Annotated in this window: 18 protein-coding genes and 3 tRNA genes; 4 read left to right on the top strand and 17 right to left on the bottom strand. The window is 63.7% G+C overall.

Annotation, left to right across the window (positions count from 1 at the left end; translation table 11 throughout):
• The first annotated feature begins 97 nt into the window (after positions 1-97).
• Both HDE76_RS20270 and HDE76_RS20265 read left to right on the top strand, forming a co-directional pair.
• On the top strand, positions 98-478 hold the full coding sequence (locus HDE76_RS20270; protein ID WP_179482650.1) for a hypothetical protein: 381 nt from the start codon (positions 98-100) through the stop codon (positions 476-478).
• 91 nt (positions 479-569) lie between these two features.
• Positions 570-2,396 (top strand): alpha/beta fold hydrolase, encoded by a 1,827-nt coding sequence (locus HDE76_RS20265; protein ID WP_255457920.1) that lies wholly within the window; start codon positions 570-572, stop codon positions 2,394-2,396.
• Here HDE76_RS20265 and eat read toward each other — a convergent pair.
• The 5 genes from eat to HDE76_RS20240 all read right to left on the bottom strand — a co-directional run bounded on the left by eat (position 2,380) and on the right by HDE76_RS20240 (position 7,701).
• Complete coding sequence (gene eat / locus HDE76_RS20260; RefSeq protein WP_184510173.1) at positions 2,380-3,756, bottom strand: ethanolamine permease; 1,377 nt, start codon at positions 3,754-3,756, stop codon at positions 2,380-2,382. The two genes, HDE76_RS20265 and eat, sit on opposite strands and share 17 nt — an antisense overlap.
• The gene (eutC, locus tag HDE76_RS20255; protein WP_184510171.1) at positions 3,722-4,540 is read right to left on the bottom strand and encodes an ethanolamine ammonia-lyase subunit EutC; all 819 of its coding nucleotides are present in this window, start codon (positions 4,538-4,540) and stop codon (positions 3,722-3,724) included. The genes eat and eutC overlap by 35 nt, the downstream gene beginning before the upstream one ends.
• Positions 4,537-5,928, bottom strand: coding sequence for an ethanolamine ammonia-lyase subunit EutB (locus HDE76_RS20250; RefSeq protein WP_184510169.1), 1,392 nt, complete (start codon positions 5,926-5,928; stop codon positions 4,537-4,539). Before HDE76_RS20250 ends, eutC begins: the two co-directional genes overlap by 4 nt.
• A gap of 105 nt (positions 5,929-6,033) precedes the next feature.
• Positions 6,034-6,399: a hypothetical protein gene (locus tag HDE76_RS20245; RefSeq protein ID WP_179482660.1), complete on the bottom strand. Its 366-nt coding sequence runs from the start codon at positions 6,397-6,399 to the stop codon at positions 6,034-6,036.
• A 420-nt stretch (positions 6,400-6,819) separates the two neighbouring features.
• A complete protein-coding gene (locus tag HDE76_RS20240; RefSeq protein ID WP_184510167.1) occupies positions 6,820-7,701 on the bottom strand; it encodes an alpha/beta hydrolase in 882 nt (293 codons plus the stop codon).
• A 139-nt stretch (positions 7,702-7,840) separates the two neighbouring features.
• On the opposite strand from HDE76_RS20240, the gene HDE76_RS20235 reads away from it, so the two are divergent.
• Positions 7,841-8,005: a hypothetical protein gene (locus tag HDE76_RS20235; protein WP_179482664.1), complete on the top strand. Its 165-nt coding sequence runs from the start codon at positions 7,841-7,843 to the stop codon at positions 8,003-8,005.
• Here HDE76_RS20235 and HDE76_RS20230 read toward each other — a convergent pair.
• From HDE76_RS20230 to HDE76_RS20195, 8 genes are all read right to left on the bottom strand, one after another.
• Positions 7,974-10,112, bottom strand: a complete 2,139-nt coding sequence (locus HDE76_RS20230; protein WP_184510165.1) for a glycoside hydrolase family 3 protein — start codon at positions 10,110-10,112, stop codon at positions 7,974-7,976. The two genes, HDE76_RS20235 and HDE76_RS20230, sit on opposite strands and share 32 nt — an antisense overlap.
• A gap of 204 nt (positions 10,113-10,316) precedes the next feature.
• Entirely contained in the window at positions 10,317-11,066 is a 750-nt protein-coding gene (locus HDE76_RS20225; RefSeq protein WP_184510163.1) for a hypothetical protein, read from the bottom strand.
• Between the two features lie 723 nt (positions 11,067-11,789).
• Positions 11,790-11,863, bottom strand: a tRNA-Cys gene (locus HDE76_RS20220).
• Between the two features lie 94 nt (positions 11,864-11,957).
• Positions 11,958-12,033: transfer RNA gene (locus HDE76_RS20215), tRNA-Gly, on the bottom strand.
• Between the two features lie 147 nt (positions 12,034-12,180).
• Positions 12,181-12,256 (bottom strand) — tRNA-Gly (locus HDE76_RS20210).
• Positions 12,257-12,352: 96 nt separating this feature from the next.
• Positions 12,353-12,973: a CDP-diacylglycerol--glycerol-3-phosphate 3-phosphatidyltransferase gene (gene pgsA, locus HDE76_RS20205; RefSeq protein WP_179482668.1), complete on the bottom strand. Its 621-nt coding sequence runs from the start codon at positions 12,971-12,973 to the stop codon at positions 12,353-12,355.
• Positions 12,974-13,071: 98 nt separating this feature from the next.
• Complete coding sequence (gene uvrC / locus HDE76_RS20200; protein WP_184510161.1) at positions 13,072-14,916, bottom strand: excinuclease ABC subunit UvrC; 1,845 nt, start codon at positions 14,914-14,916, stop codon at positions 13,072-13,074.
• A gap of 8 nt (positions 14,917-14,924) precedes the next feature.
• Positions 14,925-15,431 (bottom strand): low molecular weight protein-tyrosine-phosphatase, encoded by a 507-nt coding sequence (locus HDE76_RS20195; protein ID WP_184510158.1) that lies wholly within the window; start codon positions 15,429-15,431, stop codon positions 14,925-14,927.
• Between the two features lie 161 nt (positions 15,432-15,592).
• Between HDE76_RS20195 and fabV the strand changes: the two genes are divergently transcribed.
• Positions 15,593-16,795: an enoyl-ACP reductase FabV gene (fabV, locus tag HDE76_RS20190; RefSeq protein WP_179482674.1), complete on the top strand. Its 1,203-nt coding sequence runs from the start codon at positions 15,593-15,595 to the stop codon at positions 16,793-16,795.
• 87 nt (positions 16,796-16,882) lie between these two features.
• On the opposite strand, the gene kdsB is transcribed toward fabV, so the two are convergent.
• The 4 genes from kdsB to serC form a co-directional block, all read right to left on the bottom strand.
• Positions 16,883-17,659, bottom strand: a complete 777-nt coding sequence (kdsB, locus tag HDE76_RS20185) for a 3-deoxy-manno-octulosonate cytidylyltransferase (RefSeq protein WP_179482676.1) — start codon at positions 17,657-17,659, stop codon at positions 16,883-16,885.
• 62 nt (positions 17,660-17,721) lie between these two features.
• Positions 17,722-19,029, bottom strand: coding sequence for a 3-phosphoshikimate 1-carboxyvinyltransferase (gene aroA / locus HDE76_RS20180; RefSeq protein WP_179482678.1), 1,308 nt, complete (start codon positions 19,027-19,029; stop codon positions 17,722-17,724).
• 60 nt (positions 19,030-19,089) lie between these two features.
• The gene (gene pheA, locus HDE76_RS20175) at positions 19,090-20,178 is read right to left on the bottom strand and encodes a prephenate dehydratase (RefSeq protein WP_179482680.1); all 1,089 of its coding nucleotides are present in this window, start codon (positions 20,176-20,178) and stop codon (positions 19,090-19,092) included.
• A 75-nt stretch (positions 20,179-20,253) separates the two neighbouring features.
• Positions 20,254-21,339: a 3-phosphoserine/phosphohydroxythreonine transaminase gene (gene serC / locus HDE76_RS20170; protein ID WP_179482682.1), complete on the bottom strand. Its 1,086-nt coding sequence runs from the start codon at positions 21,337-21,339 to the stop codon at positions 20,254-20,256.
• Between the last annotated feature and the right edge of the window lie 51 nt (positions 21,340-21,390).

Below are 21,390 nucleotides of genomic sequence, written 5' to 3'. Positions count from 1 at the left end.
GGTCCAGCGTTTGATTTCTTCTTCCATCACGATGCTCATGGGGGTGCTCCCTTGGGAAAGTAACACCTGAGCAGGATTTCAGTGGGTCATTACATTTGTGTTTTTTCGCAAGGCCCTCGAATGGAAGTTTATTCCAGCGGCGCTTTTCCAGGCTGTTGTTTTCGGTATCGTCCACTGGCTTGGCGCAGGGGGTGGTAGTGGGGTCGCATTGCAGATCTTCTTAATCACGTTTGCCGGTGGCATCTTGTTCGCGGTATTGGACGCCCAAAGCGGCTATTCTGTCTGGAGTGGCTGGGTTTTTCACGCATCGCTTAACGCCGCATGGACTGTGTTCGCGGTTTCAGATTCAGCTGCAACCGGCTGGCTGGGCAACCTTTTACGCTTGGCGAGCGCTGTGCTTGCGATCCTTTTGCTTTACCTATTTATCCGGCCGCAGCTTAACGCCTCGTCAAAGGCGGAAGGCTTCGCTGCCGCTTAACTCCAGCGATATGTCGATCAACCATCGAGTGCGCAAACGGATACAGCGAGGGATCGCTCTTGCGGCTCTGTTCGGCCTCAGCGCCTGCGCCATGGTCGACGTGAAGCATGTCAACTCGCGCGATTACGTCACCGAGCGCCGCGCCGACGTGTTGGCTTCCGGACACCTCAGCGACAACACAGAGCAGGCACTGAACGTAGTGGCGTTGACCGCGGATGGCTGCGAAAAAGCCTTCGCCCCCTGCTCGGATACCCTGCTCCACTCGTCGGGCCTCGACGAGGAGCAGCGGCTGTCGGCGCTGTCCGAGCTGTGGCTGGCGAAAGCCTTGCGCAGCAAAGGCGCCGCGGCGTCGATGGACGACGCGACGCTCGATGCCTACCTGCAGTCGGCGCGCTACGCCTACGCCTATCTCTTCTATACCGCACGCAAGCCGGCCGACCGGGCGTTCGAGCTGCGCCAGGTGCAGGTGATCGACTTCTACAACTTCGCCGTGCAGCGCGCGGTCACGCGCTTCTTCGAAGAGCTGCCGCGGCTCGGGACTGACTGGACACAGACCTCGCTGGCCGGCTGGACAGTGCTGCATCCGCAAACCGACGTGCGGCTATCGGGCGATGCAAGGGTTCCTATCGAGCTGATTCCGGCGGCCGGCCTGCAGTTCAAGGGCTTGCGTGACACCTATACGCGTGACGGTTTTGGTTCGGAGTTTGTCGCCGTGGCGCCGCCGGATACCGACTCCGATGCCGTGCCGTGGCGCAACCCGGACTACGTCTCGATGACCGGCGCGCTGGTGTTCGACGGCGCCACGTTGAATGACGTGCTGGCCGCCCGGGAGGTGCGACTGCTGGCCAGAGATCCTTATCGCGACGACTCGATCCGGCTGGCCGACCGGGACGTGCCGCTGGCCGCCAACTTCACGGCCGCTTATGGCGTGTGGCTGGCGCGTTCGGGATTCGCCAGCCAGTCGATCCGCTCGCTGCTCGGCCGCGAAGGCGGCATCACCACGCCGCGCGTGCTGCTGATGCAGCCGTACGATCCCAACCGGCTCACCGTGGTCATGCTGCACGGGCTGGCGAGCAGCCCGGAGGCCTGGATCAACGTCTCCAACGAAGTGATGGGCGATGAAAACCTTCGCCGCAACTACCAGGTATGGGAGGTCTACTACCCGACCAACGCCCCACTCGCGGTGAACCTGGCAAACATTCGCAGGGCGCTCGACGCCACGCTGAAGCATTTCGACCCCACCGGCAACGCGCGCGCGTCGAACAACATGGTGCTGGTCGGCCACAGCATGGGCGGCGTGATCGCGCGGTTGCTGGTGTCCACCAGCAACGAGCAGCTGTGGAAGGTGGTGCCGGTGCGCGCCAACCTGTCCGATGCCAAGCGGCAGAAGCTGCGCCAGCGACTGGCGCCGTATCTGCAGTTCACGCCGATGCCGCAGGTGACGCGTGCGGTGTTCATGGCCTCGCCGCATCGCGGCACGCCGCTGGCGCAAGGGCGGCTGGCGCTGCTGTTTCGCGGCCTGATCCGGCTGCCGGCGAACCTGCTGGCGGAAGTGACGAATCTGTCCGATGTGCTGAAAGATGCCTCGACGCCGGGTAAGCCGCTGCGCCTGCCCAACAGCATCGACAATCTCAGTGACAAGGACCCCTTCATCATGGCGACGGAGAACTTGCCGATCTCGCCGCGCGTGCGCTATCACACCATTGTCGGCGTGTATAAATCGCACGGCCCGTTGGCCACCAGCAGCGACGGCGTCGTGCCCTATAGCAGCGTGCATCTGGCCGGCGCCGATTCGGAGCTAGCCGTTCCGTCGTGGCACAGCGTGCAGGAGACACCGGCAGCGATCCTCGAACTGCGCCGGATTCTTCGGCTACAGGAAACGACGGCGCGGTCGGGGATGCTCAGTAGCGGGCGCTGAACTCGCCCGGCTGCCCGCGCGCGATGCGCCCGCGTACCACCAGCCAGTAATATCCCGCCGCCAGCACAAACAGGCCGACGAAAAGGCCGAACAGCACGGCGTTGTAGAACACCATGGTCAGCAGGCAGATCAGCGCGGTCACCAGCGCAATCAGGGGAAACCAAGGATAGCATGGCGCACGAAACGGCCGTTCCAGCGCCGGCTCGGTGCGCCGCAAACGCAGCAGCGCCAGCATCGAGATCAGATACAGCACCACCGCACCGAAGACCGACAGCGTGACGATATTGGCGGTCAGCGGCTGACCGCCGATCTGCACCCAGCGATCGGAGTAGATCGCTGCCACGCCGATCACGCCACCGGCCAGGATCGCCCAGTGCGGCGTGCGTCGACGCGCGCCCAGCTGCGCCAGAATGGTGGGCAAAAAACCCGCACGCGCCAGCGCAAAGATCTGCCGCGAATAGCCCATGATGATGCCGTGGAACGACGCGATCAGTCCGAACAGTCCAATTGCCACCAACATGTGCAGCCAGCCGCTGTGGCTGCCGACCACCACGCGCATGGCCTGCGGCAGCGGATCGTTGATGTTCGCCAGCGCGCGCCAGTCGCCCACGCCGCCGGCGAGCAGCATCACGCCGAATGCCAGCAGCGCCAGCGTGGCGATCCCGGCGATATAAGCGATCGGCACCGTGCGCCGCGGATCGCGCACCTCCTCGGCGGCCATTGCGGCACCTTCGATCGCCAGATAAAACCAGATCGCAAACGGAATCGCCGCGACGATGCCGCCCAGCGCCTTGCCGTCGAGCGTCGCCTGCCCGGCCCAGCCGTTCGCGGTGAAGTGCTGCCAGGCAAAACCCGGCGCGACCACGCCCATGAATACCAGCAGCTCGACAATTGCCAGCAAAGTTACGATCAGTTCAAACGTGGCCGCAATGGTCACGCCGGCAATGTTCAGCGCCATGAAAACAACGTACGCGCCAACGGCGACCAGCTTCGGCTCCAGCGCGGGAAACTGCACGTTGAGATACGCGCCGATCGACAGCGCAATGGCCGGCGGCGCAAAGACGAACTCGACCACGGTAGCGAAGCCGGCCACCAGCCCGCCCCAGGGGCCGAACGCCCGATAGCTGTAGGCAAACGGACCGCCGGCGGACGGAATCATCGTGGTCAGTTCGGTATAGCTGAAGATGAAGGTCACATACATCACGGTGATGAATACTGCCGTGACCAGAAAACCCAGCGTGCCCGCGCTGGCCCAGCCGTAGCTCCAGCCGAAATATTCGCCGGAGATCACCAGCCCTACGGCAATGCCCCACAGGTGGAAACCGCTAAGTGTTTTCTTCAAGCCTGCCGCTGTGTTCATCCGAGATGCCTGCCTGTGATGAAAGATCAGGTTTGAGTGCGGTACCCGTCAGCTTGCGCTGACGCGCTTCCTGGGCCAGCCACGCCAGCAGCGTGGCGGCGCGTTCGTAGTCGAGTCCATCGGCATGGATATTCGAGATGCAGTTGCGTAGCGAATCGGCCTGCCCCGGCTGCGGTGACCATGTCAGATAGACGCCTAAACTGTCTGCCACGCTGAGACCCGGCCGTTCGCCGATCAGCACTGCCACCATGCGCGCACCGAGCCGCTGTGCAATCGCATCGCCAAGCCCCACGCGCGCCTGCGTCGCCAGCACGATCGGCGCAATGGCCCAGTCCTTCAGTCGCGCCGTGCAGGCGTCCAGCATCGCGACCGAGTGATGCATCGCCGCACGCGCGGACAGGCCGTCAGCAATGACAAAGACCAGATCATAGTCACCGCGCTCAGCATCGAGTTCGGTTTCACCGTTGCCCAGTTCGCGGCCCCAGTCAGGCCGCAGGAGATAAGTCTGGCGATCGGTGGCGCGACTGCCGACGTCGATGGATTCACGTGGCGCCAGCGCCTTGCGCAGCGCAGGGACGTCCAGCGCCGCGTGCACCGCATCGCGCGCCTGGCTTGCGGCGGCCTGGAATTTCAGCAGTTCTTTTGTCGGCAGCGCATCGCCGGTGCGGCCCAGCCCAATGCGCGCGCGGGTGAACTGGCGCAGACGCGCAAACGGATCGCGCGCCAGATCGTCGACCACGCGTCCGTCAACGGCAGATTCGTCGATGGCGCGCTCGTCGCTCATGCGGTTGGCGCTCCGAGCAGTCGCCGCAGCGGTGCACCGCCCGGCTGCGGCGGCGGCAAACGCCCCCGGCTATCAAGCATGCCCATCTGCGCCAGCCAGCGCTCGAACTCCGGCGCAGGCCTCAGGCCGCGCGCGTGGCGCAGGCCGAGCACGTCATGGAACGACAGGCTTTGATAGTTGAGCATCACATCGTCCGCACCCGGCACCGCGATCAGGAAATTGACGCCAGCGTTGGCCAAGAGATGCATCAGCACATCCATATCGTCCTGATCGGCTTCGGCGTGATTGGTGTAACAGACGTCCACGCCCATCGGCAGGCCGAGCAACTTGCCGCAGCAGTGATCCTCCAACCCGGCGCGAATGATCTGCTTGGCGTCGTAGAGATATTCCGGGCCGATAAAACCGACCACGGTATTGACCAGCAGCGGATCGAACGCGCGCGCCACCGCGTACGCGCGCACCTCCAGCGTCTGCTGATCGACACCGTGATGCTGGCCGGCCGATAGCGCGCTGCCCTGCCCGGTTTCGAAATACATCGCCTGCTGCCCGACGCTGCCGCGCTTGAGCGAGCGCACCGCATCGTGCGCCTCGCGCAGCAGCGAGAGGTTGACGCCAAAGCCGGTATTCGCACCTTCGGTGCCCGCCACCGACTGAAACACCAGATCCAGCGGCGCGCCGCGCTCGATCGCCTGCACCGACGTGGTGACGTGCGACAGCACGCACGACTGCATCGGAATATCGAAGCGCTGGCGCAGCTCGTCGAGCAGCTTGAGCAGGGTGATGCAGTCGGACAGGCTGTCACCGGCGGGGTTGATCCCGATCACCGCGTCGCCCATACCGAAAAACAGGCCGTCCAGCACCGCCGCGGCAATGCCGGCCGGATCGTCGGTCGGGTGATTGGGCTGCAGCCGGCTGGCGAGCGTGCCGGGCAGACCGATGGTGCTGCGAAACGCGGTGACCACGCGACACTTGGCGGCCACCGCGATCAGGTCGGCATTGCGCATCAGCTTGGAGACCGCCGCCACCATCTCGGGCGTGAGCCCGGGTGCCAGTGCGGTGAGCGCGGCGGCATCGGCTTCATACGAAAGCAGCCAGTCGCGAAACTCGCCGACGGTAAGGTGCGCGATGGTGGCGAACGCGGCAGCATCATGCGTATCGACGATCAACCGCGTCACCTCGTCGTCCTCGTACGGCACCATCACGCGATCGAGGAACGTTTTCAGCGGCAGGTCGGCCAGCGCGAAACGGGCGGCGACACGCTCCTCCTCGCTCCCCGCCGCGAGGCCGGCCAGTTCATCGCCCGAGCGACGCGGCGACGCGCACGCCATCAGCGCGCGCAGGTCGTCAAAGCGATAGTTCGTTGAACCCACGGCCGCGGTATAGGCCATCGACTTGCCCTCTCGCCGGTCGATTCGATACTAGCGGCCGCTTTGTGCACTGCGCAACGGTGGCGTCTGCAACGATGTGCAAAATCCGGCTCTTACCGTTCGGTTCTACCGCATCAACGCCTTGGCGGCCTCCATTTCCGGATCGCGGTAGCTGGCGATATCGGATGCGCGCGGCTTGACACGAACATCGGGATCGAGCCCGGCATCAGCCAGCCAATAAATCGCAAAGGACAGAATCGATAGCGTCGCCTGGATGGGCAGCACTACATGCGTGTGTCCACCATGGTTCCAGCTCAGCTTGAGCGCCATCGGCAGGCAAAACGCGAAGATGTAGTAAAAGCCCTGCAGAGCCATGGGAACGAAATGCCAAGCCCAACCGGTGGGCAGCCGGCCAGTAGCCAGGCGCCGCACATAAAAATAAAGCAGCGGCCCAAAACCCAGTCGCCAGAAAACGGCGCGAACGAAAGCCATGGATACGCGTCGTAGAGGCCGGCGTAGCCGATAGTAAAAGGCGTGATCAACAACACGACAGCGAGCAAAAGAGCAGCAAGAAACCCGTTGGCCACACGATTGCGCCCGGCCTTCAGTAGCAGCACTGCCACAATCACCCCGTGGACGCTACCCACCAACAGAATCGTGCTCCACAGACCGAAGCGGATCATGATCCAGTCGTTTCCCGAGACGGGATTTCCATAGCCTCTCCCACCACCTTTCTGCGTGCTTTGTTCAATGGCCGCCGCTGAGGAACAAGCAAAGCGATCACGCTATTCGATATGGCCCGTCTCTTCAGGCTCAAAGGCGAGAAGGTGCGGCACCTGCAAGTCGTTGGCTTGCAAAACCACGTCGCATCTTGGCCGAAGGTAACTGCGATGTGGCGCATATCCTGCACGGTTACTGAGCAGGCAAGCGATCCAGCCAGTCGCCCATCTGCTTCATCACCTGGGTACGGGCGGGCTCGGCTTCGTTCATCAGCTCGTGATACAGCGCCGCGAAATGGCGGGTGGTGAGCTGGCCGGTCGATGACGCGCCGGTAGCGAACGCAGTGCTGCCGGAGGGATCGACCAGCTTGTCCGCACCGGCAACCAGCAGCAGGGTCGGCACAGGCAGCTTGGCGGCATCGGCAATGCTGGCCTCACCGGCGCGGAAGATAAAGTCGGCCAGACGCGGCGTAATCTTGCCGAAGACCAGCGGGTCGTTGCGGTAGGCCGCAATGACCGACGCGTCGTGCGAGAGATGGTCGACCTTGAGACCGCTGCTCAGCGGCAGATTCGGCAACAGCGATGCCAGCACGTGCGCGAGCTTGCGCATGCCGGCGCCTTCCCAACTGCGCAGTGCTGGCGACGTCAGCATCATGGCGCCGGGTTGGATGCGGCCATCCAGCACCGTGCGCGCGGCGACCAGCCCTCCCATGCTGTGACCCAGCAGCAGCGGCGGACGCGCGTGCTTGGCGGCATAGCTTTTATAGACGGCCGTGAGATCGGTCAGCAGATCGTCTGCATGCGTCAGCGCGCCGCGCGGCCCGGGCGTTTCGCCGTGTCCGCGCTGGTCGTAACTGAGCACGTCGAAGCCCCGCTTGCGGAACCAGCCGGCCACGTGCGCATAGCGGCCGCTGTGCTCACCCAGGCCATGCACGATCAGCACAGCCCGCCTGGCGTCCGCCAGCGGCCAATGGCGAAGGCGCAGCGCGAGCCCATCGGCCATGCGCTGTTCGTCGATACGCCCCTGGTCCTGTTCGCTGGCGGAAGACGCGCCAGAGGTTGCCGCTACGTCCATGGTCGAGCCCGATCCCGAGTCAAAGATGGCGCATCATGCTACGAGGCGCCCTGCCGATGCCACCGCGAACAGCATCGACCACTGCCATTTCACCTGATACGGGCTACTTTCTCGCCGATACCGCCATCAGGAACCTCGCATGGGCTGCCTACCCGTACCGCTGTTTTTTCTCATTGGCTTTGGCGTCGGCTATCTGGTCGACGGCCAGCACGGCGCGCTATGGGGCGCCGGTATCGGGCTAGTCGTGGGCGTGATCGGCATGGGCATCATGATCAAGGCGATGCGCGGGAGCGACGGACGCTGAAGCTGGCTGCGGGCAGCTCGACGTTCGCCTCGCCCTCGAACGACGTCGCCGAATGCCCCAACTGAATCCGGTAGCTGCCAGCCGGACGCTGCCAGTTTTTCCGCTGGCCATCGAACGCGGCGAGAATCCACGGGTCGGCGGTGATTTCCACGTGCAGGGTCGCGCCCTTTTTCAAGGTGAGTCGACGCCAGCCGGCCAGGCGCCGCGTGTGATTTTCGCCTGGAAGCGTGACATAGACCTGTGGCACATCGGTGCCGTCGCGAGAACCGCGATTGCTGACATCGAACGCAACGACCAGCTTGCCGTCCGCCCACTTCGCCTTCAGCTTGTCGTAGCCGAAGTGCGTATAGGTCAGTCCGTAGCCGAACGGGAACAGCGGCTCGATATGCTTCTTCTGAAACCAGCGATAGCCGACGTCCGCCCCTTCGATACGGTAATCGACCGTGTCGGCCGGCTGACCCTGTGGCGGCACGCCGATCGAAGCCAGTCCCGCGCCCGGAATCTGCGGCCGCGGCAGCTGCGATTCGTCCTTCGGCCAGGTCATCGGCAAACGCCCCGACGGCAGCACTTCGCCAAACAGCAGCCGGGTGATCGCCTCGCCGCCGCGCGCGCCGGGATACCACGACTCCAGCACCGCAGCAGTTTGATCGAGCCATGGCATGTTTACCGGACCGTTGTTTTCCAGCACCACGACCGTGTGCGGATTGGCCTTGGCCACTGCAGCCACCAGCGCGTCCTGATGGTCAGGAAGCGTCATGTCGGGTCGATCGAACGACTCCGCGTCCCACTGCTCGACGAACACCACGGCCACATCGGCATGCGAGGCCAGCTGCGCGGCCGCCGCGACATCGCGCCCGTCGTTGAACTGCACTTTGCCCAGCACACGGCGCGCAATCGCCGCCAATGGCGCGGACGGCTGATAGACACGCGGCCCCGGCCAGCCGTCTGGCGGCAAGCCGGGTACGGCGTTGCCCGCGGGCGGGTATACCACCGACGAACCGCCGCCGCTGAGCACGCCCTTGTCGGCATGGCCACCGATCACCGCCATCGATTTGAGCGATGGCGACAGCGGCAGCAGATCGTGCTGATTGCGCAACAGCACGACGCCGGCCTCTTCCGCCTTTTGCGCAACTGCGCCATCGGCTGCAAAATCGATCGGCGCCGCTTTGGCGGGATGATCGATGATTCCCGCGGCAAATAGGCTGCGCAGAATCCGCCGCACCATATCGTCGACGCGGGACTGGGGTACCTCGCCGGAAGCGATCGCCGCACGCAGCGGCTGATCGAAAAACACCTTGGGGTCGAACACCTCGCCTGCCGATTCCTGATCGAGCCCCGCCAGCGCCGACTTGCCCGCGCTATGCACCGCACCCCAGTCGGACATCACATAGCCGGGATAACCCCAGTCGCCTTTCAGCACGGCATTGAGCAGCCAGTCGTTCTCGCAGGCATAGACGGCGTTGTAGCGGTTATAGGCGCACATCACCGAACCGGGATGACCGATGCCGATGGCGATCTCGAACGCCAGCAGGTCGGCATCGCGCGCGGCCGGCTCGTCGATCTGCGAACTCAGCGTATTGCGGCCGGTTTCCATCGCATTGAGCGCGTAGTGCTTGACCGTGGCGATGACTTTTTGATCCTGCACGCCGCGCACCGCGTTGCCCGCGATCGTGCCCGCCAGCAGCGGATCCTCGCCGGCGTATTCGAAATTGCGACCGTTGCGCGGATCGCGCTCCAGGTCGACGCCGCCGACCAGCATCACGTTGAAGCCCTTCTTGCGCGCTTCGCTGCCGATCATCGCGCCGCCGGCGTAGGCGATCTGCGGATCGAAGCTGGCAGCGGTCGCCAAACCACTCGGCAACGAAATGGCGCCACCGCTCTTATCCGCCTTGGCCACACCGAGCCCGGCGTCGGTTTCCTGCAAGGCCGGCAGGCCGAGCCGTGCAATCGCGGGAACATAACCGGCCGATGTCAGCGCGCCGGCGGGCATCGCCCGGCCCTCGCTGGGCTGGCCAAAATCCGCGCGAATCAGCCGGAATTTTTCATCCTGCGTCATCGCCTTCAGCACCAGCGTGGCGCGCTGATCGGGCGACAGCGAGCTGTTCATCCATGGCCGTGTCGATGATTCGGCCGAGGCAGTAGCGCAGGTCATCGTTGCAACGCTACCGGCCAGAATCCATCCCATTCCCGGGTGTTTAGCGCGAGCCAAATTCGTTTCCTTTCTCGTTCGAGTCACGGCCAAGCATGCCACGCTCAGACGCGTCCGTGAACAAACCACGGCAGGCATAAGCCGTCGACAACAGGCTCTCGCTCAAATGAGCCCATGACTTGCCTGCCAACCGCTGTCCCGCCACCGAGCAAAGACGCCCCGCCACAAGGTGCGCCATGATTTCACTGCGAAGTACAGGCTAGCTGTCAGAGTGTCGTGAGTATCCGCATAGGTACGAGGCGCCACGCCGGCCGCAGGCAAGCACGCACGCCCCACGTGGTATGCACCCCGCTCTTCGCCCACGCCAGGGGGCGAAAAGCGCGCCGACCCCAGCCTCTGCGACTCGACCTGGCGGATGATCTCGCGCACGGCCCGCGCGTCGCCGAAGATCGCATGCCCCAGCAGTGACAGCGTGTGGTCGGCCAGTTCGGTGTCATCGCTGGCGGTCACCACATCGCCATGGGCCGAAATCATGTCGATCAGCTGGTTGAGCGTATCGACCTGCTCCAGCGTCATGCCGAAGGTGTAGCGCTCATCCGTGTCGCCGTGCACCGCCTGTGCGGCTTCCGGTGTCGCGCCGGCCACATGTGCGACCTCGCTTTCGGACCGGTAGGCCGGAAAAGAGAGATCGTCCAGCACCAGAGCCACCTGCTCCGCGAGCAACTCCAGGCAGATCGCCACCTGCCCCACGTAGATCTCCGGGATCCATTCCTGCGCCACGTCCGGCGTGCGCGGTTGCGCGATATGCGAAAGGAACTCGGCGTACTCGCGCAGCTTCATCAGCCGGAGCTGGCTGTCTTCCGGCAGAAAATAACCCATCGTTTCCCTATCGTCCGCATCGAACGTCGACATGGTCGCCTCCTGGTTCCATAAAAATGCCCATTCACGGCGTGCTGCCGAACGGGAAGTCGGGAAGTTAGAAACCGCACACCGATGGCGGGCTTGTTTCCCTTGCAGGTGCTTTGTTCTCCGCCCTTGCGGCGCAGGCATCGTGTCGGTTGCACCGAGAAGGCAGAGAGGACATAGGCACAAAAATCCATCGGTTTATCGCAGAGCGGCACCACTGTTAGAGGAGTTTCTACACGCCTTGAAACCGAGCCTGCTATCGCGGGTCGGTGGTGTTAACCATCGCGCACGAGAGCCCGCGTTCGAAGGCTTCAAACCCCCAAAAGTGCACCGTGCCCCCTGATTTTGGATTTTGCGCTGGAATCGAACACTTGGGATAGCCATGAGCCGTACTCCGATAGACGGGCAGGCTCAGCATCACCCCAGCCAGTCGCATGAGCTGCGACTGGTCGAGTCATGACATCCATGCTGTCTTTCATCACTCGATGACAATTATTTCTTCCACCACCACGGTCCCGAGAGATGCGAAGTCGATGAAGGTCGATTCGTCAGGCTTCACCTTTTCGAGATAGTTCTTGGAACTGAAGAAGGCGTCATGATCTCAGCCGTTGTCAAACCAAATCTCGGTCAAACCGTCATAGCTCGGATAGCTCAGCGCGGACATTTGAATAGTTTGAACGGGACAGCAAAGAAAAAGGCGCCCGAAGGCGCCCAAGTCTTTGTTTGCAATGGAGGCCTAGGTCGGAATCGAACCGGCGTACGCGGCTTTGCAGGCCGCTGCATGACCACTCTGCCACCAGGCCATTGCGTCTTTGCTTTGCGATCATCGGCGCATGCCGATGATCGCAGGTTGCCTCTAAAAAACAAAACCCCGGTAGGCCGAGGTTTCGCTGAAACTGGAGCGGGAAACGAGACTCGAACTCGCGACCCCGACCTTGGCAAGGTCGTGCTCTACCAACTGAGCTATTCCCGCAACTGAGCGGAGAATCATAGCAGAATCATCCCGGCTGTGAATACCCACACGCCGATGATCCCGCCGATTTTTCGCTTTCAACCTCGGAGGTCATGAGGCCTCCTGCAACGACAAAGCCCCGAACCAGTCGGGGCTTTGCTTGAAAACTGGAGCGGGAAACGAGACTCGAACTCGCGACCCCGACCTTGGCAAGGTCGTGCTCTACCAACTGAGCTATTCCCGCATTGCAGCCGCGCATTCTAATACGTGAAGCCGGATCGTCAACCCCTGCAGCACGATATCGCGCTGCCGACAGTTTTCGAAGAGCCACCATGACCTCTCAGGCTTCAGGATCCGTCTTGCTGGAAACGATCGGGGCAGGCACATCGCCGCGCAGCATCGGCCACGCCGCGCGCAGGTAATACACGCCGGACCAGATGGTGAGGATACCGGCGATCACCAGCAGACCTTCGCCGATGTGATACAGCCGCAGCGCCGTGGCCTCCTTCTCGTGCTGCACGATCAATACCACCAGCGCCACCATCTGCATGATGGTCTTGAGCTTGCCGACCAGCGCCACTTTGACCGTCGCGCCCATACCGATTTCAGCCATCCATTCGCGCAGCGCCGAGATGCTGATCTCGCGACCCACGATCACGGCGGACGTCAACGCCAGCAAAATGCTCGACCAGCCGCTGGTCGGATCGGACTCCACCAGCAGGAACAACGTCACCGCCACCATCAGCTTGTCGGCGACCGGATCGAGAAACGCGCCGAAGGCCGAAGTGAGGTTCATCCGGCGCGCCAGAAAACCGTCCAGCCAGTCGGTGATCGCGGCCAGCACGAAGACGATCGCGGCCGTGATGTTGTGGCCCGGAAACGGCAGATAAAACACCGCGACCATCACCGGCAGCAGCGCCACGCGGAATAGGGTCAGCCAGGTTGGCAGGTTGATACGCATGAAAGGTCCAATAGTTGGCCGCAGTGTCGCATGGCAGGAAGTCAGCGGATGAACAAAAACGTCAGACTGCCGAATGAAAGTGAAAATACACGCGCAGGTCAGGCGTGCAGACTGGCGTAAATGCGCTCGGCCAAGCCGCGATCAATGCCCTTGACCGACATCAGCTCCTCGACGCCGGCCGCTTCGACACCGGACAGGCCGCCGAACGCCTTCAGCAAGGCCGATCGGCGCCGGGCGCCGATGCCGGGCACGTCTTCCAGCACACTGCGCTCGCGCGCTTTCTCGCGCCGCTTGCGATGGCCGCTGATGGCGAAGCGGTGCGCCTCGTCGCGCACGGCCGCGACCAGATGCAGCGCCGGCGACGACGAGCCCGGATGCAGCTCGCGACCGAGACTTCCCGCGGCCTTGCGTGCCAGCACCAGGGTTTCTTCGCCGGCGCGTCGACCCGGACCTTTGGCCACGCCGACCACCTCGATGCCGCTCACGCCCAGCTCGCTCAACACGTCCATCGCCTGGGCCACCTGTCCATTGCCGCCGTCGATCAGCAGCACGTCGGGCTTGGCGCCTTCACCATCGGCGACCTTGCGAAAACGCCGGGTCAGCGCCTGATGCATGGCGGCGTAATCGTCGCCGGGAGTGATGCCGGCGATATTGAAGCGACGGTAATGCGACTTCTCCGGGCCTTCGGGTCCAAACACCACGCACGACGCCACCGTCGCCTCACCCATCGTGTGGCTGATATCGAAGCACTCGATGCGTCGCGGCGAAAAATCCAGCTCGAGCACTTTCTTCAGATCCTCGAAGCGCGTGCCCAGGGTCTGCCGGCTGGCCAGGCGCGCGGTCAACGACGCCCGCGCATTGCGCTGAGCCATCTGCAGGAACTGGGCGCGGTCGCCGCGCACGCTCGACTTCAGTTCCACCGCGTGACCGGTCTGCTGCGCCAGCAGTTCGGCAAGAATGTCCTGATCGGCGATCGGCTCGCTAAGAATGAGCTCGCGCGGCACCGGCCGGTCGAGATAGTACTGAGCCACGAACTGCGCCAACACGTCCGGCGATTCGGCGTCTTCCAACGGCAGCCGCGGAAAAAAGTCGCGCGTGCCCAGGCTGATGCCATTGCGGAAAAACAGCACGCTGACGCAGGCGATACCCGATTCGATACTGCAGGCAATCACGTCCATATCCGCATTGGCGCCCTGCACGTGATACTGCGCCTGCAGCTGGCGCAGGGCGGCGACCTGATCGCGCAGGATGGCCGCGCGCTCGAACTGCAGCTCGCGGCTCGACCGCTCCATCGCCTCGCCGAGCTCGTCGAGCACAGCCTTGCTGCGGCCTTCGAGAAACATCTGCGCGTGGCGCACGTCGCTGGCGTAATCGTCCGAGCCGATCAGCTGCACGCACGGCGCCGTGCAGCGGCCGATCTGATGCTGCAGGCAGGGCCGCGAACGATTGCGGAAATAGCTGTCCTCGCACTGGCGCACCTTGAACAGCTTCTGCATCAGGCTGAGGCTTTCGCGCACCGCGTAGGTGCTCGGGTACGGACCGAAGAACTTGCCCTTGAGGTTCTTCGCGCCGCGATGAAACGCCAGCCGCGGGTAATCCTCGCCTGTCGAGAGGTAAATGTATGGATAGCTTTTGTCGTCGCGCAACAGGATGTTGTAGCGCGGCTTGAGCGACTTGATCAGCTGCGATTCCAGCAGCAGCGCCTCGCCCTCGGTACGCGTTACCGTAATCTCGACGCGCGCGATCTGCGACACCATCGCAGCGATACGCGGCTCCATCCGCGGTTTCAGAAAATAGCTGCCGACGCGCTTCTTGAGGTTGCTGGCCTTGCCGACGTAAAGCAGCTCGTCAGCGGCATCGAAATAACGGTAGACGCCCGACGACGAGGTCAGCGTCTGGACAAAAACCTTGCCGTCGAACGGCTGCGGTAGGTTGGCCTGCATGCCGGACTCTAGCGCGTCGCGGCGCGTGATGGTGCGACCAACGGCACACCGCGCCGAAGGCGTTCGATCAATCCATCGACGCCCTGCTCTGCCAGCTTCAACACATGGCGGAACGCATCGAGATCCTCGTAGTAGGGATCGGGAACGATCGGCGGCGCGTATTCATCGAGACCGGCCGCATCCAGAAAAAGGATCGCGCGATCCCTGTACTGAGGCGGGCTGCTTGCACGCAACACGGCGAGATTGTCGTCATCCATCGCCAGCAGCGCATCGAAACGGCGGAAGTCATCGACCGCCAGCTGCCGCACGCGATGATCGCGCAGGCGGTATCCGGCCTCCTCGGCCACGCGGATCGAGCGCTCATCCGCGCCCTGCCCGACGTGCCAGCCGCCGGTGCCGCATGAATCCACCTCGATCGACAGCCCCGCATCAGCGAACCGCCGGCGAGCAACGGCTTCCACCAGCGGCGAACGGCAGATATTGCCAAGACAGACAAAAAGTATCGATGAGGTCATGACGTGGAAGTATTCGGGACAGACGGTGTGATTTTAGATGGGGCCATGCGTGGCGCGGGCAAGGACCGCCAGCCGCGATGCCACAGCATGGCGCAATGCGGCACATCGCCGGCACCGGGCAGGCTAAAATGGGGATCGCCCCACGTCAAAGGAAACAGCGAGTGATCATTCATCCCAAGGTTCGAGGCTTTATCTGCATTACCGCGCACCCCGTGGGCTGCGAGAAGAATGTGCAGGAGCAGATCCAGATCACCGAAGCACTCGGCAAGCCGTCGACCGGCCCCAAACGCGTATTGGTGATCGGTGCCTCGACCGGCTATGGGCTGGCGAGCCGCATCACGGCCGCGTTCGGCTACGGCGCCGCCACGCTGGGCGTGTTTTTCGAAAAGCCCGGCACCGAAAAATGCGGCACGGCCGGCTGGTACAACGCCGGCGCCTTCGACAAGCTGGCCAAGCAGGCCGGCCTGTTCAGCAAGTCGATCAACGGCGACGCGTTTTCCAACGAAGCGCGGCAGCACGCCATCGACATCATCCGCAACGAGATGGGTGGCCAGATCGATCTGGTGGTCTATTCGCTCGCCTCGCCCGTGCGCAAGCTGCCCGGCAGCGGCGAGTTGAAGCGCTCGGCGCTGAAGACCATCGGCGAGGTCTATACCGCCACCACGGTCGACACCAACAAGAACGCGGTGGTCGAAGTGTCGGTGGAGCCGGCCACCGAACAGGAAGTGGAAGACACCGTCGCCGTCATGGGCGGCGAAGACTGGGCGCTGTGGATCGACGCGTTGAGCGAGGCCGGCGTGCTGGCCGACCAGGCAAAAACCGTGGCCTACAGCTACATCGGCACCGAAATCACCTGGCCGATCTACTGGCACGGCGCGCTGGGCCGGGCCAAGCAGCATCTGGATCGCACCGCTGCCGAGTTGCGCGAGCGCTACAAGGCGAAAGGTCTGGACGCCAACGTGGCCATGATGAAGTCTGTCGTCACTCAGGCCAGCGCGGCAATTCCGGTGCTGCCGCTGTATATCGCGCTGGTGTTCAAGGTGATGAAGGAAAAAGGCCTGCACGAAGGCACCATCGAACAGGCCAACCGCCTTTTCCGCGACAACCTGTATCGCGCCGACGGCAAGGCACCGGTGACCGACGACGAGCACCGCCTGCGACTGGACGACTGGGAGCTGCGCGACGACGTGCAGGCACGCTGCAAGGAACTGTGGCCGCAGGTCACCACCGAGAACCTGTTCGAGATCAGCGACTACGCCGGCTACAAGCACGAATTTCTGAAGCTGTTCGGCTTTGAGCGCGCGGACGTCGACTATGAAGCGGATGTGCCGACGGTACTGACGTTCGACTGCGACGAGCTCTGATTTGGCAAGTCAGCGCCAGCGCTGAAACCTGCCTGCGCTGCATCCCGGCCAATGCCGGGGTGCAGCGGCTTCGAGTCTGCTGAAGAATCAGGCCTGTTGCTGCAGCCACCGCTCCGCACGCTGCAGGTCGTCCAGCGTATCGATACCCGGAGGAAACGGTTCGGGTGTCATGCGCACTGCGATGGCGTAGCCGTGTTCGAGCACGCGCAGCTGTTCCAGCGACTCGGCCTGCTCCAGCGCCGTGCGCGACAGCGTGGTGTACTGCTTGAGGAACCCCGATCGATACGCATAGATGCCGATATGCCGCAGAAAAGGCAGATCCGGCGGCAGCACGTCGCGATCCACGGCAAACGCGTCGCGTGCCCACGGCAGCGGTGCACGGCTGAAGTACAGCGCCCGACCGCTCGCCGTGCGCACCAGCTTCACCACGTTCGGGTCGAACAGCTCATGCGCGTCACTGATGGGCGTAGCGAGCGTCGCCATCGGCGCGTCGTCCTTGGCCAGCGCCTGCGCTACCTCGCGAATGCCGGCCGCCGGCGCGAACGGTTCGTCGCCCTGCAGGTTCACCACAATGGCGTCGTCGGCCCAGCCGTAATAGGCGGCGCATTCGGCCAGCCGGTCGCTGCCCGAGGCGTGATCCGCACGCGTCATGCAGATATCGACGCCGTACCCGGCCAGCGCGTCGGCGATGCGGGAATCGTCCACCGCCACGACGACCTGAGTCGCCCCCGCCTGCAGCGCGCGCTGCGCCACCCGCACCACCATCGGCACGCCGGCAATGTCACGCAGCGGCTTGCCCGGCAGGCGGGTGGAGGCGTAACGGGCCGGTATGGCGACGATGAAATCAGGCGCGGCGTCAGTCACGGGAGTCTCCCGATAAGTTCGCGTCGCCACATGATCGTGTGAGGCGCATCGCTTCGCATAGCCTACCCAACCGCACGCAGCGCGAAGCCGCAGCCGTTCGCTAACTCGAGAAAACCGGGAAACGACGTGGCCACATGGCTGCAATCGTGGATACGCACCGGCGCCTCGGCGACCAGGCCGGCGACGGCAAAGCTCATCGCGATGCGATGGTCGAGATGCGTCTCCACTGAACCACTGCCAAGCGTGCCGCCGCGGATGATCGCGCCGTCCGGCGTCTCATCGATGGAAGCACCGAGCGCGCGCAGGCCGTTTGCCATCGACGCAATGCGATCGGACTCCTTCACCCGCAGCTCGGCAGCACCCCGGATCGTGGTCGTTCCCGACGCCACCGCCGCCGCAATGAACAGCACCGGAAATTCGTCGATCATGTCGGGCACCAGCGATTCAGGCAGTTCAATGCCGTGCAGTGGCGCGTACCGGACCACCAGATCACCCACCGGCTCGCCGCCGCTCTCGCGCGGCGACTCAATTGCGATATTCGCACCCATCAGGCGCAGCGCGTGCAGCAGGCCGGTACGGCGAGGGTTCAAACCTACTGCCTGCAGCCGCAGCTGCGAACCCGGCACGATGCTGGCGGCGACCAGGAAAAATGCCGCCGAGGAAAAGTCGGCCGGCACCTCGACATCCGTCGCGTGCAGCGCGTGGCCGCCTTCGAGACTGGCGTGACCCGGCGAAAAGTCGATCGGCCAACCGAACGCAGCCAGCATCCGCTCGGTGTAGTCGCGGGTCGGATGCGGCTCGATGATCTCGGTGACGCCTTCGCTGTAAAGACCAGCGAGCAGCAGCGCCGACTTCACCTGCGCACTGGCCACAGGCAGCTCGTAATGGATGCCGCGCATAAGCTGACCGCCATGCACGATCAGCGGCGGCAGACCGTCGCGCGTGTCGATCAGTGCGCCCATCTTCGTCAGCGGATCGGTGACGCGGCGCATCGGCCGCTTCGACAAAGAGGCATCGCCGACCAGCTCGCTGTCGAACGCCTGCCCGGCCAGCAATCCCGTCAGCAGGCGCATGCCGGTGCCGGCATTGCCGCAATCGAGCGGTTCCGACGAGCCGCGCAGGCCACGCAGGCCTGCGCCGTGCACAATGCGCTCGCCCGCCGACGGCGTTTCGATACGCACACCCAGCCGTGACAGCACGGCCGCGGTGGCTCGGGTATCTTCGCCCTCCAGAAAGCCGCGGATATGCGACGTCCCTTCGGCGATCGCAGACAGCATAAGGGCGCGGTGCGAGACCGACTTGTCGCCCGGCACGCGAAGATCGCCATGCAGCGCCTGACCCGGCTGACTGGTCCAGTCAAAAGCGTTCAATCGACGTTCTCCAAAAACAGATTTCGACAACGATCATCCACGCAGCGAGAGCGTGTCATATCAGGGCAACGCCACCGGATACGAACCCAGCACCCGAACGGTGGCCGCCGTCTCGCTGATTTCGCCGACCGCCGCCTGCAGCTTTCCGTCATCGATATGCCCGGACACATCGATGAAAAACGCGTACTGCCATTTGCCCGTATGCGCGGGCCGCGACTCGATGCGGTTGAGGCTGACGTCATGCTTGGCGAACGGGCTCAACACCGCGTAGAGCGCGCCCGGCTGGTCGTTCACGGTGACCAGCAGCGAGGTGCGGTCATTGCCCGACGGAGGAAACAGCGAGCGGCCGATAACCAAAAAGCGCGTGGTGTTGTCGGCGCGATCTTCGATACCGTTAGCCAGCGTCTTCAGCCCGTAAATCTTGCCGGCGGTTTCGCCGGCAATCGCTGCCGCGTCATCCGCGTGACGCGCCATGCGCGCCGCCTCGGCGTTGCTGCCGACCGCGATGCATTCCACGTTGGGCAGATTGATGCGCAGCCAGGTCTTGCACTGCTGCAGCGACTGCGCGTGGGCATAGACGCGCTTGACATCCTCGAGCTTGCCGGCCAGCGAATGCAGGCACTGGTGGACGCGCAGCTCCACTTCGCCGCAGATAGTGGCCTCGGAGGTGAGGAACATGTCCAGCGTGATCTGGATCATGCCCTGGCCGGAATTCTCCACGGGCACCACGCCGAAGTCGGCGTGGCCGGCCGCCACTTCCTGGAACACCTCCTCGATGCTGCCCAGCGGCAAGCCGTAGGCGGCATGGCCGAAGTGCTTGCGCACGGCCTGCTCGCTGAAGGTGCCTTCCGGACCGAGAAAGCCGATCTTCAGCGGATCTTCCTGCGCCAGACAAGAAGACATGATCTCGCGAAACAGCCGCACCATTTCGGTATCGGACAGCGGGCCGTCGTTGCGGTCCACCACCATGCGCAGCACGTGCGCCTCGCGCTCGGGTCGGTAATAGTCGATGGCTGAAAGCCCCTCGCCCTTCACCTTCGCCACTTCCTGGGCGCGCCTGGCGCGCTCGGAAATCAGCTGCTGGATCTGCCGGTCGATGCTGTCGATGCGCTCGCGCATTTCGGACAGCGGGGTCTTTGCATCGCTCATCGATTTAGCCGCCTGGAAGTAAAGAAGTCCAAATTACATCAGGCATCTTGCCTGAAACACCCATCTCTTGACCACTCAGCCATGCTGTCTGGCGAAATCACGCATAAAGGTCGTCAATGCCTGCACGGCTTCCAGCGACACGGCGTTGTACAGCGATGCGCGCATCCCGCCCACGGCTTTGTGGCCCTTGAGCGCAAGCAGGCCCGCCTCCTCGGACTGCTTCAAGAAGGAGGCATCCAGCGCGCTGTCCTGCAGGGTAAAAGGCACATTCATGCGCGAGCGCGCCGACACCGCCACCGGATTGCGATAAAAGCCGCCGGAGCCGTCGATGGTGCCGTAGAGCAGTTCGGCCTTGGCACGATTGCGCTCGGCCATCACGGGAAGACCACCCAGCGCGTTGAGCCACTGAAACGTCAGCCCCGCCAGATACCAGCCCCAGGTATTGGGCGTGTTGAGCATGGAATCGTTCGAGGCCTGCTCGGCGAAACGGAAGATTTTCGCCATCGGCCGGCCGGCGCGGGCCAGGAGATCGCGGCGGACGATCATCAGCACCAGCCCGGACGGGCCGATATTTTTCTGCGCGCCCGCGTAAATCAGGCCGAAGCGGGATACGTCCAACGGCTCGGACAGAATGCTCGACGACATGTCGGCGATCAGCGGTACCGAGTCAACCTCGGGCACGCTGTGGAACTCGACGCCGTGGATCGTCTCGTTCGGCGTGTAGTGAACGTAGGAAGCGCCTGGATCGAGCTGCCAGGTATCGCGCGCCGGGATGCTGCGATAGTCGTCCGCTTTGGCGCTGGCCGCGACATTCACATGGATATACGGCGCCGCCTCGCTGATCGCCTTGCGGCTCCAGTGACCGGTGTCGATATAATCCGCCGTGTCGCCGGCGGCCGCGAGGTTCATCGGAATCTGTGCGAAAAGCTGGGTCGCCCCGCCCTGCAGAAACAGCACGGCATAGTCGTCGGAAATGCCGACCAGCGTGCGCAGATCCGCCTCGGTCTGCGCAGCCATCTCGACAAAGCGCTTGCCGCGGTGGGACTGCTCCATCACCGAAGCACCGCTGCCGTTCCACTCCAGCATTTCGCGCTGGGCGCGCTCGAGCACTTCTTGCGGCATGGCTGCCGGACCGGCGCTGAAATTCCAGATTCTGCTCACGTACGCTGGCATCCATCAGGGGTTGAACCGGCATTATGACGCGGCGCGGAA

This window comes from Rhodanobacter sp. ANJX3, from assembly GCF_014200755.1.
Lineage (GTDB): Bacteria > Pseudomonadota > Gammaproteobacteria > Xanthomonadales > Rhodanobacteraceae > Rhodanobacter.
The sequence above is the reverse complement of the archived record's forward strand: the minus strand, read 5'-3'. Positions and strand labels throughout refer to the sequence as shown.